Annotated in this window: 14 protein-coding genes, 1 tRNA gene and 1 pseudogene; 9 read left to right on the forward strand and 7 right to left on the reverse strand. The window is 56.9% G+C overall.

Features of this window, described 5'->3' with window-relative positions:
• The first annotated feature begins 13 nt into the window (after positions 1–13).
• From pdeM to WM40_RS17145, 4 genes are all read left to right on the forward strand, one after another.
• Positions 14–766, forward strand: a complete 753-nt coding sequence (pdeM, locus tag WM40_RS17130) for a ligase-associated DNA damage response endonuclease PdeM (RefSeq protein ID WP_269083094.1) — start codon at positions 14–16, stop codon at positions 764–766.
• A gap of 144 nt (positions 767–910) precedes the next feature.
• Positions 911–3,685 carry a bifunctional acetate--CoA ligase family protein/GNAT family N-acetyltransferase gene (locus tag WM40_RS17135; protein WP_157685828.1) on the forward strand — a complete coding sequence of 925 codons (2,775 nt, stop codon included), beginning with the start codon at positions 911–913 and terminating at the stop codon, positions 3,683–3,685.
• Between the two features lie 44 nt (positions 3,686–3,729).
• Positions 3,730–4,089, forward strand: a complete 360-nt coding sequence (locus WM40_RS17140; RefSeq protein ID WP_024902327.1) for a hypothetical protein — start codon at positions 3,730–3,732, stop codon at positions 4,087–4,089.
• A gap of 126 nt (positions 4,090–4,215) precedes the next feature.
• Positions 4,216–4,491 carry a hypothetical protein gene (locus tag WM40_RS17145; protein WP_024902326.1) on the forward strand — a complete coding sequence of 92 codons (276 nt, stop codon included), beginning with the start codon at positions 4,216–4,218 and terminating at the stop codon, positions 4,489–4,491.
• A 48-nt stretch (positions 4,492–4,539) separates the two neighbouring features.
• Here WM40_RS17145 and WM40_RS17150 read toward each other — a convergent pair whose 3' ends face one another.
• Positions 4,540–8,097, reverse strand: a complete 3,558-nt coding sequence (locus tag WM40_RS17150; RefSeq protein WP_236693566.1) for a CheR family methyltransferase — start codon at positions 8,095–8,097, stop codon at positions 4,540–4,542.
• Positions 8,089–8,528, reverse strand: a pseudogene (locus WM40_RS31520) (chemotaxis protein CheB); the annotation flags it as partial. The pseudogene WM40_RS31520 and the gene WM40_RS17150, both read right to left, overlap by 9 nt.
• Here WM40_RS31520 and WM40_RS31525 point away from each other — a divergent pair.
• Complete coding sequence (locus tag WM40_RS31525; protein ID WP_236693568.1) at positions 8,464–8,745, forward strand: hypothetical protein; 282 nt, start codon at positions 8,464–8,466, stop codon at positions 8,743–8,745. The pseudogene WM40_RS31520 and the gene WM40_RS31525 sit on opposite strands and share 65 nt — an antisense overlap.
• Before the next feature lie 98 nt (positions 8,746–8,843).
• Here WM40_RS31525 and WM40_RS30195 read toward each other — a convergent pair whose 3' ends face one another.
• Complete coding sequence (locus WM40_RS30195; RefSeq protein ID WP_157685829.1) at positions 8,844–9,137, reverse strand: hypothetical protein; 294 nt, start codon at positions 9,135–9,137, stop codon at positions 8,844–8,846.
• A 1,013-nt stretch (positions 9,138–10,150) separates the two neighbouring features.
• On the opposite strand from WM40_RS30195, the gene WM40_RS17165 reads away from it, so the two are divergent.
• The 4 genes from WM40_RS17165 to WM40_RS31530 all read left to right on the forward strand — a co-directional run bounded on the left by WM40_RS17165 (position 10,151) and on the right by WM40_RS31530 (position 12,743).
• Positions 10,151–10,636: a RidA family protein gene (locus tag WM40_RS17165; RefSeq protein WP_046153461.1), complete on the forward strand. Its 486-nt coding sequence runs from the start codon at positions 10,151–10,153 to the stop codon at positions 10,634–10,636.
• Between the two features lie 296 nt (positions 10,637–10,932).
• Positions 10,933–11,679, forward strand: coding sequence for an SDR family NAD(P)-dependent oxidoreductase (locus WM40_RS17170; protein ID WP_024902320.1), 747 nt, complete (start codon positions 10,933–10,935; stop codon positions 11,677–11,679).
• Between the two features lie 8 nt (positions 11,680–11,687).
• Entirely contained in the window at positions 11,688–12,431 is a 744-nt protein-coding gene (locus WM40_RS17175; RefSeq protein WP_024902319.1) for an SDR family NAD(P)-dependent oxidoreductase, read from the forward strand.
• 132 nt (positions 12,432–12,563) lie between these two features.
• Entirely contained in the window at positions 12,564–12,743 is a 180-nt protein-coding gene (locus tag WM40_RS31530) for a hypothetical protein (protein ID WP_157685830.1), read from the forward strand.
• A gap of 14 nt (positions 12,744–12,757) precedes the next feature.
• Here WM40_RS31530 and WM40_RS17180 read toward each other — a convergent pair.
• The 4 genes from WM40_RS17180 to WM40_RS17195 all read right to left on the reverse strand — a co-directional run.
• Positions 12,758–12,847: transfer RNA gene (locus WM40_RS17180), tRNA-Ser, on the reverse strand.
• A gap of 132 nt (positions 12,848–12,979) precedes the next feature.
• Positions 12,980–13,657, reverse strand: coding sequence for an amino acid ABC transporter permease (locus WM40_RS17185; protein WP_036008058.1), 678 nt, complete (start codon positions 13,655–13,657; stop codon positions 12,980–12,982).
• Between the two features lie 95 nt (positions 13,658–13,752).
• The gene (locus WM40_RS17190) at positions 13,753–14,586 is read right to left on the reverse strand and encodes an ABC transporter substrate-binding protein (RefSeq protein WP_046153462.1); all 834 of its coding nucleotides are present in this window, start codon (positions 14,584–14,586) and stop codon (positions 13,753–13,755) included.
• A gap of 203 nt (positions 14,587–14,789) precedes the next feature.
• The coding region (locus WM40_RS17195) for a MaoC family dehydratase (protein WP_046153463.1) at positions 14,790–15,018 on the reverse strand (229 nt) is incomplete at its 5' end.

Below are 15,018 nucleotides of genomic sequence, written 5' to 3' on the forward strand. Positions count from 1 at the left end.
ACATTATCCACCCTTGGCATCCACGTCCATTCCACTCCATGCGCCGGAGCCGCTGACCATCGATGTCGCCGGTCATCCGTTGATGCTTTGCCCGGAACGCGCAGTTTTCGATCCCGACAGCGCGACGCTGTTTGTGGCCGACGCGCATTTGGGCAAAGAGATTGTTTTCCACGCGCGCGGCGTGCCGGTGCCGCGCGGCGTCAGCGCGTCGACGCTGTCGCGGTTGACCGATCTGTTGCTGCGGTATCCGGCCAGACGACTTGTTTTCCTAGGCGACCTGCTGCACGCCCGTGAGGCGCAATCTCCCGAAATCCTGGATGCGATGCGGCTCTGGCGCGATGCGCACGCCCCCCTGGAAGTCGTGTTGATCACCGGCAACCATGACCGGCATGCGGGCCTACCGCCAACATCGCTTGGTATCGCCGTACATGATGAACCTTGGCTGATCGCGCCGTGGGCATGTTGTCATTATCCGATGCAAACGCCCGGACACTATGCACTCGCGGGCCATGAACATCCGGTGTTCACCGTTCGCACCGGCGCCGATGCGGTGCGGCTGCCGTGTTTTCATTTTGGCGCCGATGTCGGCGTCTTGCCGGCGTTCGGCGATTTCACCGGTGGTCATCCCGTGCGTCGCGCGCGTCAGCGCATCTTTGTCATCGCAGAGGATCGTGTTCTGGCCGTCCCGGTACGGCACGGTCCAAGGCGTGAACGGGTATCCGCCGTCATCGCCGACACGCTCGATCTGCCGCGTGGCGACCGCTGACCGATCGATCCATCCCATCCGTCGACGCAACACCTGGGGTCAGATCAATGCCTGTACCGCCCGACATAGGCAGCGTCACTACATGCCGTTATGCTGTAGGGGTTGCCGTGCCGCGCGCGGCGCGTGCCGTCCACGGAGAGATTGGTGTCGATACGTCATCTGGATGCTTTATTTCGTCCGCGTTCCGTCGTGATCGTGGCCCCGTCCGCAGGGGCCGGCAACACGCCGCCACGCGGTCGCGCCACATCAGATGCGGACGCCGTTGGCCAAATCATCGCAGGGCAACCGGCGATCCTCTCCTATACCGCTTCACTGCTTGAGACACGATTGGTGCAAGGCGGCTCTGTCGCCGATGGCACGCAGGTACGGCGGCACGCGTTTCTGCCGGGCATCGACAGCGACGGCATGGAAAAGGCGCGCCGCCACGCCCACGCAAAGGGTGGCATGCACGGCGATCCGACCGATGGCGATGCATTTCGCGATCATCCTGGCGTGGCCCATGCCGCCACATTACGGACGACCGCCGCGCACTGCGATCTGGCACTCGTCTGTACCGCCCCCGAAGATTGGCCGAGTGTCATCGACGCCCTGGTGGATGCCGGCGTGCGCGCGGCGGTATTGTATGGCGATCCGCATCGACGCCTGGACGAGACGACAAGCACGGACGTCGGCGGTGACATCGCAAGTGATGCACTGATGACCCAGGTCCTCGCCCGCGCGCGCCGCGGCATGCTGCGCGTTCTTGGCCCGTCCAGCAGCGGCATTGTGTCGAGCCGCGCGAAACTGCATGCGAGTACCGGCGACACACCAGCGCTGGAAGGACGGGTCGCCTTGATTTCACAATCGCGTTCGTTCGCCAACGCCGCCGTATCCTGGGCGAGCGCGCGTCACATCGGTTTCTCGAAGGTCATCACAAGCGGGCGCGAAGCCGACATCGACAGCGCCGATCTACTCGATTATCTGGCAAGCGACGGCGAGACCGGCGCAATTGCGTTATCGATGGATTTCGTCGCACCGGACGCAATGCGCAAGTTTCTGTCGGCAGCCCGCGCCGCTTCGCGCAATAAGCCGGTGCTGGTCCTGCGCGCCCGCCATGAACGGGCGGACGATGCCCTCTTCACCGCGGCATTTCGACGCGCGGGCATGGTACGGGTGGAATCGATAGAGGACCTGCTCGACGCCATCGAGACATTGCATGTGGGCCGCTTCGCCGGCAGCGACGCAGCCACCATCCTGTCAAACGGCGGTTTCACCGGTGCCTTGGCCGCGGATGCGCTCCATGCGGCTGGCGGTCGCCTTGCAGTGATGCATGATCCCGTACGGGATGGCGGCAAGCCCGAGGCCATGCCGGCATCGACGTCCGAAACCAGCACTCCCGCCCTGGCGAGGGAAGCGCTGCCCTGGCGCAACGGCCGCAACCCGATCAATCTCGGGGAAACAGCCGATCCGTCGGCCTACGATGCGGCCATTCGCGCGTTGGCGCCACAATCATCGACGGGTGCGCTCTTTGTCGTCCACACGCCCAGCGTCCATGCGCCCGCGCTGCCGCTGGCCCGGACGGTGGCAGCGCATGCCGCGCGCTGGCCGCGTGCGCTAATGACCTGCTGGCTCGGTGATTTCGATCCCGCGGTCCGCACACTGCTGCATCAGCATAAGATCGCGGTCTTCCCCACACCACAACGCCTGGCCCGCGCGTTTGCCGCAATGCGCGAATATCAACGCAACCAGGTATTGCTGGCGGAAACACCGGAATCGATCGGCCAACTCCAGGCGGACGCGATCGCCGCCGCGAGGGCCGGCCTGCAACAACGCCTGGCGTCGGGTGCGCCATCGGATATGCTGACGCATGACGACGCGTTTGCATTACTGGCGACGTTGCTGCCGCACGCACCGGACCTTACCAGCCGCTCTGCCGAGGCGAGAGAAACGGGCAACGACGAACGGACCGGTCCGTTCATGGCGCTGACGGTCAAGCGGGATCTCCACTTCGGCATGGTGTTGGGCGTCACACCGCCCGGTGCGTTTCCCGGCGCACCCACGCAGCAGACCGAATGGACCATTCTGCCGATCAACACCGTCCTGTCTGGCGACCTGGTCGGCCGACTTCCCAGCGCGCCAACGCACGGCCATGCCTCGTTCCGTGCGTTCACGCGTTTTCTGGCGCGCCTGTCCGATGTGATCGTTGCCGTACCTGAAATCGCGGGGCTGTCGTTGCGCGCTGCGCATCGGCATGACGACGGCATTGTAATGCGCGACTGTACACTACGCGTCACGGCACCGGATTCCCTTGCCCGATTGTCGACAACGGGTGCGTCGACCGATACCAATGCGCCACGCGCACGATATCGATTCACGGTGCGTCCCTATCCTGCGGAACTCGAATCCACCGTTCATTGGCAAGGTCAGGCAATCACCGTACGGCCCATTCGTCCGCAAGACGAGCACACGCATCGCATCCTGGTGGAGTCGATGACTGACGACGATCTACGGATGCGCTTCTTCGGTGCGGTGAACGCGCCGGAACATAGTCAATTGGCGCGGATGACGCAAATCGACTACGACCGTGAAATGGCCTTCATTGCCACCACCGAGATCGCGCAAGCCGATGGTGGGGCGCCAACGAGCGTCACATTGGGCGTCGTACGCGCCGTTGCCGACGCCGACAATGAAACAGCAGAATTCGCGGTGCTGGTGCGCTCTGACCGCAAGGGCCTGCGGCTGGGCGCGCTTTTGATGCAGCGGATCATCGCTTACTGCCGGGCACGCGGCACGCGCGCCATTGTTGGCGAAGTACTGGCGGAGAATACCCGCATGATCAAGCTCGCCCGTACCCTGGGGTTTGTTGTCGAACGCAGCGACGAACCGGATATTCGCGTCTTGCGTCTGGTGCTGCAGCCCATCGATGCCACCATTTTGTAGAATGACGGCTGCTTCCCTTGTCCGTTTCGCTCCCTCCTGCTCCGATGACACACGTAGACCTGAATTTCGACAATCGCAAGGCCCTGCTGTTCGCGCTGACCTCCGAACGGCTAAGCGTGTATTACGAGCATGATGTCTGGCCGGACGATAATCGCGCACTGGATACCGCGAAAGTCTGGCTGATGCGCCAAGACCTGGTCGGACCGCCGCGGCTGATACGGGAATTGGCGCAACTCAGCGGACAATTCGCCAAAACACTGGCCGATAGCCTTTCTCGTGAGGCAGGACTTTACATGGCGCACGAAATGAACCAATCGTTGGACCCGAATCACGCATCACCGGTCGCCATGGACTTGCTGGATGAGTGCGGTCGACTGCTTCGCGAGGCATCACTCGCCGACTAGACCACCCGCCACAGCCGTACGGCAGCCTGAATAAATTTGTAACAGAATCGGAAAATCAGCAAATTTTTTGCGGTACACGTCTTCCCTATCCGTGTTTATACTAACTGCATCACACGGAGAATCGTCATGCTAAAAAATTATCCAATCGAGGATTTTTTAGTCAGTGTCACACCGATCCCACAAGTACTGGGCGTCGCGCCGTCGGGACTTGACGGTTTCGGCTTCGATGCAATCATCACCCGCGCCGATGGCTTTCCAATCATCGGCGACGACGTATCGTTCGACGTTCGCAACTGCATCAGTCCTTGCGGCCCCTATGCAAGCGCCGACTTCGCGCTCGAAGGGGGCCTTGAGTGGGCAAAACGGTGTATTCCCGTACTGCAGGGCGCCCGTAGTGCGTAAATAAATGTAAGCGCGTACATGGCGCTGTCGGATATCTCCGCACCCGGATTACCCCGGCAACGCCGGACGCTCCGGAATGGCCGCCAACAGGTGCAATAGCTTGTTGCGATCGACCGGCTTCACCATATGCTGATCCACACCCGCCTCGGCGGAGCGGAGGCGATCCGACGGCATGCCGAATCCGGTAATGGCGATCAGACAGGCGCCGCGCGTGACATCGGACTGGCGCAAGGCTTTTGCGACCGCATAGCCATCCATCCCCGGCATGCCGATATCCAGCAAGACAACCTCCGGCACGAAGGCCTGTGCGATGGTTAGCCCCGACTTGCCGTCAGAGGCAGTCCGTACATCATGACCTTCATGGGCCAATTGCAGCGCGAGCGCTTCGCCCGCATCCCGATTGTCGTCGATGACCAGGATACGCTTGCACGGCGTGACTACCGGCATGGGAAAGTCTGCTATCACACTCGCCGGAATTGCACCGGTCTCCAGTGGCAAGTCAATCACGAACTCACTCCCGCTGTGGCCGTCGCTCATCGCGCGGACCGTTCCCCCGTGCAACTCCACGAGACGGCGCACGACCGATAATCCCACGCCTAGTCCGTTATATCGTTGGCCGTCGGATGTAGGCGCCTGGACGAACATATCGAAGATCTGGTTCAACATGCCCGCGGAAATGCCCCGGCCGTTGTCCTTGATCCGCACGGTCAATCGCTGCGCGGCGGAGGTGGCTGCGTGCAACGAGATCAACCCTCCAGGAGCGGTGAATTTCGCCGCGTTGATCAGGATGTTCTCCATCACTTGAGACAAGCGAGTCGGGTCGGCGTTTAGATACACAGGGGTCTCCGGTAGTGATACCGACAAGCGATGTCGACGCTCCTGAATGATTGGCTGACACACATCGATAGCACTTTGCACAATGGTCTTCAGCGCCACCGTCTGCTGATGTAATTCCACTTGTCCGGCCGCGATGCGAGCGATATCGAGCATGTCGTTGACGAGGTGCAGCATGGCCCGTCCTTGGCGCTGTATCACCCCTGCCGCCCAAGACTTCTTTGTTTCGTCCACCGATGACAGCGAAAACAAATGCCCAGCCGAGATCAGTGCCGCGAGGGGATTGCGCAACTCATGTCCCAACATCGCCAAGAACTCGTTTTTCCGTCTATCCGCCAACGCCAACTGGTCTGCACGTTGACGCAGGAATGCCGTGCTGAGGCCACGGTCCGTCAGGTCCCGTTCCGTCGACGACACGGACACGGCGTTGCCCGCCTCGTCCAGCAGGATCGACATTGACAACCAGATTTCCAATACACGACCATCTTTGGCAACGCGCCGCGTTTCATAGGAATGCAGTGCCTGGTTATCCAGTGCGTGGAGAATGAAATCGTGATGATCCTCCCGCGCGCCAGGTGGCAGCAAATCCGAAACCGACAGGCATAACGCTTCTGCCTCCGTGTAACCGTACATCACAGTCGCGGCATTGTTCCAGGCAAGAAACCGCCCATTCAGATCGAAGACCGTGACGGCATCATTGGAGTCCTGCACGACGGCAGCGAGGCGCCCTGCACGCTCGTCTACTTTCTTGATATGTGTGATATCCGTCCAGGTCACCACCGTGCCGGCGGGAAACTGGCCGACAATGGCGATATACGGCGTGATGCGACGGACATACCACTGCCCCGATGCCGATTTGACTTCCTTCTCCGCCTGCTCGATCGCGCCGGACAAGACGCGCTCGACATCCGGCATCATCGTATCGCCAAGCGGTGCAACCAGGGTTTCCCGCACCGTACGTCCCATGTCTGTCGGCCCCAGACCGAATATCGCCGCCGCACTTGGCGTGAAGCGTTTCAGCAAACCATGCCGGTCAATCAACACGGTGGCAATTTCAGTACTGGCGAGCAAACTCGTGAAATCGTCCGTCAGGGCCTCTAATTGCAGGACTTTCTGTTCTAGCTGATAATTGACCTGATTCAACTGCTCATTAACGACTTGCAACTCTTCCTTCGACGTTTCCAGCTCCTCGTTTGCCGAGCGTAATTCTTCATTTATCGACAGCATTTCTTCGTTCGATACGCGCAATTCGCTGTTACTTTCCTCTAATTCGCCGATCGTGAACCCCAATGCCGCCTGGGTGGTACGAAGTTCACGTTCAAGGTGCCATAGATCGGAATCACCTCCTTCTGCAACCGGTGGCAATATAATTCGTTGTACGAATGGTAATTGCGAAAACAGGATCAACAGCAAGCTACCCGCATAGATCTGATCGGTAATATGGGAAACCGTGATCTGCACGTCAGGCACGCCGTCGCCCAACACGGCTTCACTTACCGCATCACCGAACGGATTCTGAGACGCGCGGCGTAAGACGATCCGCAGCCTCATTCGCAATCTTTCGCGGGTCATGTCCAGAATGTTATTTGTCGGCTCGCCCTCAGACTGCCCCAAGTAGCAATCTACGGCGCCGCTAACATAGATAACCTGATGGGCGGTATTGGCCAAAACCGCGGCCTGATGATGCGACAACAACGCCGCGTTAACTAATTCCGCATACCCTTTATTACGACCGCCAACCCGCCCTGCGTTTGGGAAATCGCCGCGCCCCCCGTTTCGCGATGTATGGCGATGAATCGACGCACTTGGCATGGTGAGCGGTGCATGTTGATAAATGCGCCATTTCTTGGATACCTCCTGGAAATGCGTTGCATCCGGAGTACTGCTTTCGGCACGTCCGAGGAACAGATAGCACTCTGGGTTGAGTGCGAAGTGAAAGAGCGTGAAAACGCGTTGTTGCGCCAGCGGCTCCAGATATATCAGCAAATTGCGACAACTGATCAAGTCCACACTCGAAAATGGCGGATCGGCCGTCAAATTTTGAGAGGTAAATAAGATCGACTCGCGAAGTTCCCGACGCACCTGATAGCCGTGCTCGCACGGCTGAAAAAAACGCGAGAGCCTTGCTTCTCCCAATTGCAATGCAACATCCGGGGAATAAATACCAAGGCGCGCACACGTCAATGCTGTTCGATTGACATCTGACGCAAAGATCATGAAGCTGCGACCGCTTTTGCGCTTTTCAATCTCCTCGGTCAACAGCATCGAGATCGAATACGCTTCTTCCCCGGTGGCGCAACCCGGGACCCAGATACGCAACGGCTGCGCCACCTCGGGCGCATCGAGTAACGGTCGCAATACACGTTCCGCGAGCATATCCCATGCCTCCGCATCCCGAAAGAATGCGGTCACACCAATCATCATTTCCTGACTCAGTGCCTCTACCTCGTCTAGCTGCGTGCTCAACAATTGGCAATACTTCTCGAAACGATCAATTCGGTTGACCGCCATCCGGCGTGCGACGCGACGCCTCAACGTGCAGTGTTTATAGCCTCTAAATTCGGTGCCAGCTCCTGCCAGAGCATTGAAAACTGGCTCCAGATCCATCGCGGGCACATCTGCCTGATCGTCCGCTTCGGGCGTCGCATGCGCAGCATGCTCAGGTAGCGCCAACCCCTGAAGTTGATCCGCGTAGTCCAACACCGCGGCGGCCATGTCTTGCACAGGCAATACAAATTCGACCAATCCCGACTCAATCGCCGTTTGAGGCATGATGGGATCCTCCGCGCTATTTGGAGATTGTGCAATGACAAGCCCCCTTCCGCCTTGATAGCACGAAGCCCCACCGTATTGTCGCCATCGGCGCCGCTCATGACGATGCCTATCACGCGCTCACGCTGATCGCTGGCGAGTGATGTTATATATCGATCTATAAACGTTGTCACTGACATCGGCCCTTCGTCCGACACCAAGCGGCATATTGCCTCGTGCATCTCTACCCTAACGTCGGGCGGCAAGACGTAGATGTTTCCCGGGCGAAGTGGCATGCCATCCGACACCATTTGCAACGGCATGGTCGTTTTTATCGAAAATAATTCGGATATCTGTGTTTCTGCATCGGCACCAAAATGAAAGGCAATGACGAATGCAAAATCCTGTCGTGTAATCGGGAATATCTGGAAAAAGAGGCTCAGCGACTTCATCGCGCCGGCCGATCCACCACCGATGACAACGATGTGTGGCGCGGCTAACGATGCCACGCTATCATCGACCTCTCTGGAAGATTCGTTCATCGAGGATGACCACATGAAAGAGATGCCGAAGCGCAACGAATACGAACATAGTCATTGCACACCCTTTGAACTGCGGGGTCAGAATGCGCTGAAACGGTATCAAGCGCAATACCGCTATGGTGATTAATGAATCTTTACGCAGGGTCGACCAGCCTAGATCGTCCAATGCAAAAAATTGGACCGGCAAGTGTTGCTAGAGGGATGTCGAGACGTTAGGGTAAGCGATTAGAATCCGTAGGCTCGCAACTGAAGTTCCTGCTGTACAGGCGCGAAATCAGCTGGCGGGTAATGCAACACTGCGCCCTGCCCATCGTCAACTGTAATGGCCTCCCCGCTACGAGCAGCGCCACGCAAAAACGCTTCACCTTGATCGGTTGCCGGTCGTTCGACGGTAGAACCATTGATGCAGTCCTCAACGAAAGGCAACAAAGTACCATTTACCGAAAATGGTGGCAAAGCAGTAGACGATCCGGCATGCGCGACACAAAGTGCGCTCTCCAGATTCAACAGCGAGATCAACGGACCTTTCGATCCCTCTGATGCCGTCAGCAAGATGGGGCGTGAGCCTGTCGGAGGTAAGACAAATGCGACCCCCGAACCAGAAAATGCACGCCACGCACTCATGGGTTCGGCTTGTGCCGTCGCCATGGTAATCGCAGATGCCGCGTTTATTCCAATAAACGCAGCACGTATGAAGAACCGCGACTGTTGCAACATGCATTATTCTCCGTCGATGGCACGCAGGATCGCGCGATAGATGTATCTACTCGCCGTGACGCGGGGTATGTTCCGGATGATGCAGCCGTTTATCCGCCGCTTATACTGGTCTGTGATAACGCGTGTAATGCAAAGCAAGTGTATCACTTCATTGCATTAACACAGACTGAGCGCTTTCATATTCTCAACGAACCGAAGCATACGAAAATCAAACCTGGGCGCATCGTCCCAAAATAGCTCGCTAATAGGTGCTGCGTCACCGGTACGCAGCATTAATGCCACAATGCTTTTGAAATAGCAGTCTTGTACCAATTCGACAAAATGCGTATCCCTCTTTCACCACGACTTGCTGAGTTCTTCGATCATCGCTCCGATTCTTATCTGTCGATAAATAGGCTTTCCTTTTATGGAACCGGGTTCCACGCAATGGGTGTTTTTGGGCATGCCAAAGCATGCTTTCAAATTGCGGCTGACGTCCTCTACCCGGCCTCAGAAAAGTGCTTTGACCACGCGGCAAGCCAGCGGCAACGAAGTCATGACACGGTTGGCGTTGACGATTGCAGATCGATGCATTCACCCACGGTATAGACGAGAGGCATTGTCGCGGCAATCGCTTCCTGCAATTAAATCTGCCATCCATTATGTGTGATTGCAGCCATCCCCTTGTTGGCGCTGAATGGTCTTACGCAGCCGGCCAGATCAGAATTGCTATGGGATTTCGGTTATAGTTGACCGTCAACAGGCCGCCGACAACAGTCTAGGCACGCGTGCAAGTCCAGGAACATTCTATTTGCGTGTGAAAAGGAACACGATAAGTGAAAACGAGAGACGAAAAGCTACAAGCTTTAGCAATCGAACTTGGCTTCGATTTGAAGGAGCAAATCAAGGTAGGGGGAAAGTACACACCGGTGTTGATCGATGGGAACGTCGCTTATGTCGCCGGTCAAATACCTCGGATAGGTGACGTCGTTCACTTTGTTGGCATCGTCGGCGAATCAATCTCGCTTGATGACGCTCGTCGGGCAGCCGCTACGGCAACGCTTCGGGCGCTCGCACTTGTAAAAGCAGCCTTGGGGACGCTCGATGCGATATCCGCGGTGCCACGTATTACAGTATGCGTCCGTAGCGCGCCGGACTTTACGATGCAAAGCGAAGTCGCCGATGGCGCATCTGACGCGCTGCATTCCGTTCTGGGCGACGTGGGTGTGCACACACGGACGTCTATCGGCGTTTTGCAATTGCCTAAGGGCGCCTCGGTCGAAGTGGACTGTATTTTCAAGATCGGCTCGTGCACAGCCTAAATCAAACTTTGCGGATATGGATCAATGTGTCATCGTCGTCCCCGCGCGCCGTGCGCACTAAACCGCACGCGGTCACGCGTCCCTGTCCAACCAAGCCGGACCAGCAATCGCAAATTCGAAATGTGCATGAAGAAGTGAATGATGTTGTATAAATACACAGCATTTCGCAAATGGAAGTCGGGAGCGTTTGCGCGCCACCGTTCTCAATACCGCGACACCAGGGTTGAAAACCGATAAGATTTAACGCCGACAGGCAGGCTAACTGAATCCGGCTTTATATTTTCAAACGAGATGCAATGAGAAACGTTTTAGTTGTAGCAGGCGGGACGTCAGGCATCGGCGAAGCAACGGCGCTCTATTTCGCAAAGCGCGAGTGGGATGTTGCAATCATCGGCCGCAACGCAGTGGCTGGCGAACGCATCGAAGGCCAGTTGAACAGCTGCGGCGGCTTCCATAGTTTCTATGAAGCGGACCTCACTGATCCGGAACAAGTCACGCAAGTTTTCGGCGATATCACATCGCGGTACTCACGCTTAGACGCTGCCTTCAACTGTGCTGGAATTCTTGGTACGCCCGCAAATATCCCCGATCAATCGCTGGCTGAACTTCGCCGTGTGCTTGACGTCAATTTGAGCGCGACGTTCCTCTGCCTTCAGCATCAAATGCGGATCATGTCTGCGCAGGGTCACGGATCTATCGTCAATTGTTCGTCAATCGGCGGCGTAGTCGGAATGCCGGGCATCGCGCCATATGTCGCCAGCAAACACGCCTTGATAGGGTTGACCAAGTCGGCTGCCCTCGAAGTCGCGCCGGCCGGCGTGCGAGTGAACTGTGTCAGTCCCGGTGCGACGTACACGCCAATGCAAGAAAAGATGATTGCAAACGATCCAAATCTTGAGGCCAGTCTGGCGCAAAGCCATCCTTTAGGAAGGATTGCACGCCCGGATGAGATTGCGAGTGCAGTATTTTGGCTAAGTGCATCCGATGCGACATTCGTCACGGGAACAAATGTCATGGTCGACGGCGGATTTAGTGCACGTTAAGGAGCGAAATGGAAAAGATTATCATTGTATCCGGGGGTAGTTCCGGCATCGGAAAAGCATGCGTGGACCGCTTCAATGCGATTGAGAATACGCGCGCTATCAATTTTGACTTGACCACTCCGGCGCCAGACCGGCCCACCGATTATGTCTCCGTAGATGTAACGGACGAAGCCTCAGTGGCGAAGGGCGTAGCGGAAGTCTTTGAGAAGTACGGGCGAATTGACGGACTAGTGAACTGCGCCGGCCGTGGCGGTGGCGGCCATGCTCATCAGTTGGAATTAAGCGAATGGTCGAAGATTATTGACTTGAACTTGACCGGCACCTTTCTGCTTTCGAAGCACTGTCTCAAAGTGATGGTCGAACAGCGTTCTGGCGCCATTTGCAACTTATCCAGTGTCGTTGCCCTGCAGACGCTGACTGGAGCAACGCAGTACTCCGCGTCCAAAGCTGGCGTAATAGGTCTCACCAAGACAATGGCCCTTGATTATGCGCGGCTTGGCATTCGTGTTAACGCGATATGCCCCGGATACATCGAAACAGAAGGCGTTAGTCATCTGAATCAGCCGGAGTTGCAATTCTTGCGAGACGAGATCACGTCGTTTCACGCGACAAATCGAAGAGGCCGTCCAGAAGAAATCGCGGCCGTCGTTGCGTTTCTCCTCTCTGACGACGCTTCGCTGGTCACGGGCAGTGTTTTAACATGTGACGGCGGCTGGACTGCCGGTCGCCACGCAGGCAATTTCCTCGAATAATCGAGCAAGATGTCGCTATTCTAGGGGGCACCTACTTTTTAAATAGGCACTTCCGCCGTGCCGCTGATCAACAGTCCGACACACACCGTAACGACACATCCCGCAAGATGCCGGCGATGGACGCTTACCTTGATGAAGATGCCGGAAGAGCGGTACGGGCGATGGATCACAAAAGCTGCACTAGCGGCAGGCGGCAAAGCGGTTGCCATGTTCGGGGATTACAAGAAAAAGGGGCAAAAAAGCTGTCATTTAGACGCCTTTTTGTCCCCTTATACACACCCTGTCATTACGCTGGCATTCGTAACTAGTTGAATGTGAAGGTATTCTGGCGGAGAGACGGGGATTCGAACCCCGGATAGGTTTTACCCTATACACGCTTTCCAGGCGTGCGACTTAAACCGCTCATCCATCTCTCCGGAGCCGGCTATTATAGCGAAGCTTTTGAGGAATGGGGAGTTTTTTCCGAAGTACTTGGCAAGCCACGTCTCATCGGCGTTTCGCGTCCCCCTGGAAGAATCAATACGGGCATCAACCCATACCGGGCACGCCTACTTTCGGGTCCCAAACCCAGCGCTATAGCGCTTTTCCAACCACTGCTGAAAAAAGCCCCATGCCGTGGTCATCAGCAAATAGTAGATAGCCGCTGCACAAAATACCTCCAACACCTCGAACTTCGCCTGCATGAGCATCTGGCTGCGACGCATCAACTCTTCCATGGAGATCACCGACGTGAGCGACGTCGCTTTCAACAGGCCGTTCACCGAGTTACCAAGCGACGGAATCATCAAGCGGAACGCCTGGGGAAACGTCACTTTCCACAACTTGACCCACCGGGGCAAGCCCAGCGCATCAGCGGCTTCGCGCTGCCCTTGCGGTACGCTGAGAAAACCGGCACGAATGATCTCGGCCAGGTACGCCGCTTCATTTAGGATCAAGGCGAAAAGCGACGATTCCAGCACGTTCAAGCGAATTCCGAACTGCGGCAATCCGGTAAAGACAATCACCAATTGCACCAGTAGCGGCGTACCACGCATGACCCAAATATAAAAGGCCGCAGGACCGCGCAGCACCGGATTGGAAGACATGCGCAGCAGGGCGACCCCCATGCCGACAATCATGCCTCCGACGGCCGTGGCGATTGTCAGCGCGAGGGTGATTAACGCGCCCTCCATCAAAAAAACATTGACCAGATAGCCTAGAAAATCCGGCACATTGAACAGACTCATCTCGGCTCCCGTGTTGCCTAGATCGTTACCACCCGTGCGCTTATCGCCAGCGCGCACTCATTCAATCGCAATGACCAATCGCCCGATATGCTTGCTTAGTTCGGCCCCGTACCGCGGATCGAGAACGTGGTTTCTTTCAATGGCGTCATGCGGAACTTCGCAAACAACTTGTCATAAGTACCGTCCGCCTTCAGCTTCGTGATCGCATCGGCCGCTGCCTGCGCGACGACCTTGTCGCGAAAGGCAAATGTGATATCCGTGCCCTGCTGCCCCCTTACCCAGACCTTGACCAGCTTGCGATCTTCCAGCGATCGCGCCGTTTCATCGATATTCAGCCCCGCCTCGACCTGACCGGCCAGCAACGCCTGTGACGTGTCCGTCACCGTCTCGAAAGTCAGGAACTGAATCGGCTGCAAGCCACGTTTCACCATGTCGTCGCTGATACCCCGGGCCTTGCGTTCCTGATACGTACCAATTTCAACCCCCACTTTACGCCCCGCAAGATCATCGAAACCATGAATGACCAGCTTGCTGCCCGGTAGCGTATAGATGCTGATCGCCTGTTGCGCGTATGGCACCATATAGAACATCTTCGAACGCTCCTCGGTCCAGAACAAGCCGGTATCGATTGCATCGAAACGGCCGGTCTTCAGCGCCGGGATCATCGGTGGCATATCCATCCGCAGATAGGTCGGCTTCAAGCAAAGCGCTTTCGCTATCGCGTTACCCAATTCAACGTTCAGTCCTTCCAGCTCACCCTTGTCATTCACATACTGCTGGGGTGGCAATGTGGGATTGATTGACATCTGCAACTCGCCAGCCTTGACCAGGTGATCCGAGGCGATTTTCGGCGCACAGCTTTGCGCATGCGCGACGAACGGCAAAGCCAGTCCCAGCAGCATGGAACCCAACAACTTGCTGACTTTCATGTTTGCTTCCCTTCTACGTGTGGTGAGAGTCCCCAGCGCCTACCCCTACATTTCCCTGGGGCCTGACACCGTATTAAAATTGCGCCCCGCTTGCTTGCTAAAACTGCCTGGATACTGCTTGATACAATAAAATTTGGTCTACTACATTGTCGTATTCCGCCCGCCCGAACACCACGGCCCACAGTCGGCCGAAGCGAAAATCCTCACTGGCCGCGGCAGGACAGCAAGGAAGTGTGCGTTGCGGAGATCACAACCTCGCTACGCTGATTGATCAATTCCAGCGACTCGTTGACGATGCCGCGCCCGGGCTTGGAAGTCGGACGCTTGTCAGTGAAGGTGAAACGTACATGGACAGTATCGCCCGCAATAACAGGCTTTACGAACTTCACGTCCTGCCAGCCTAGCGACGCAATCGAACTGTTGTCGTACAGC

Origin of the sequence: Robbsia andropogonis, assembly GCF_000970345.1 — a bacterium.
Taxonomy (GTDB): domain Bacteria; phylum Pseudomonadota; class Gammaproteobacteria; order Burkholderiales; family Burkholderiaceae; genus Robbsia; species Robbsia andropogonis.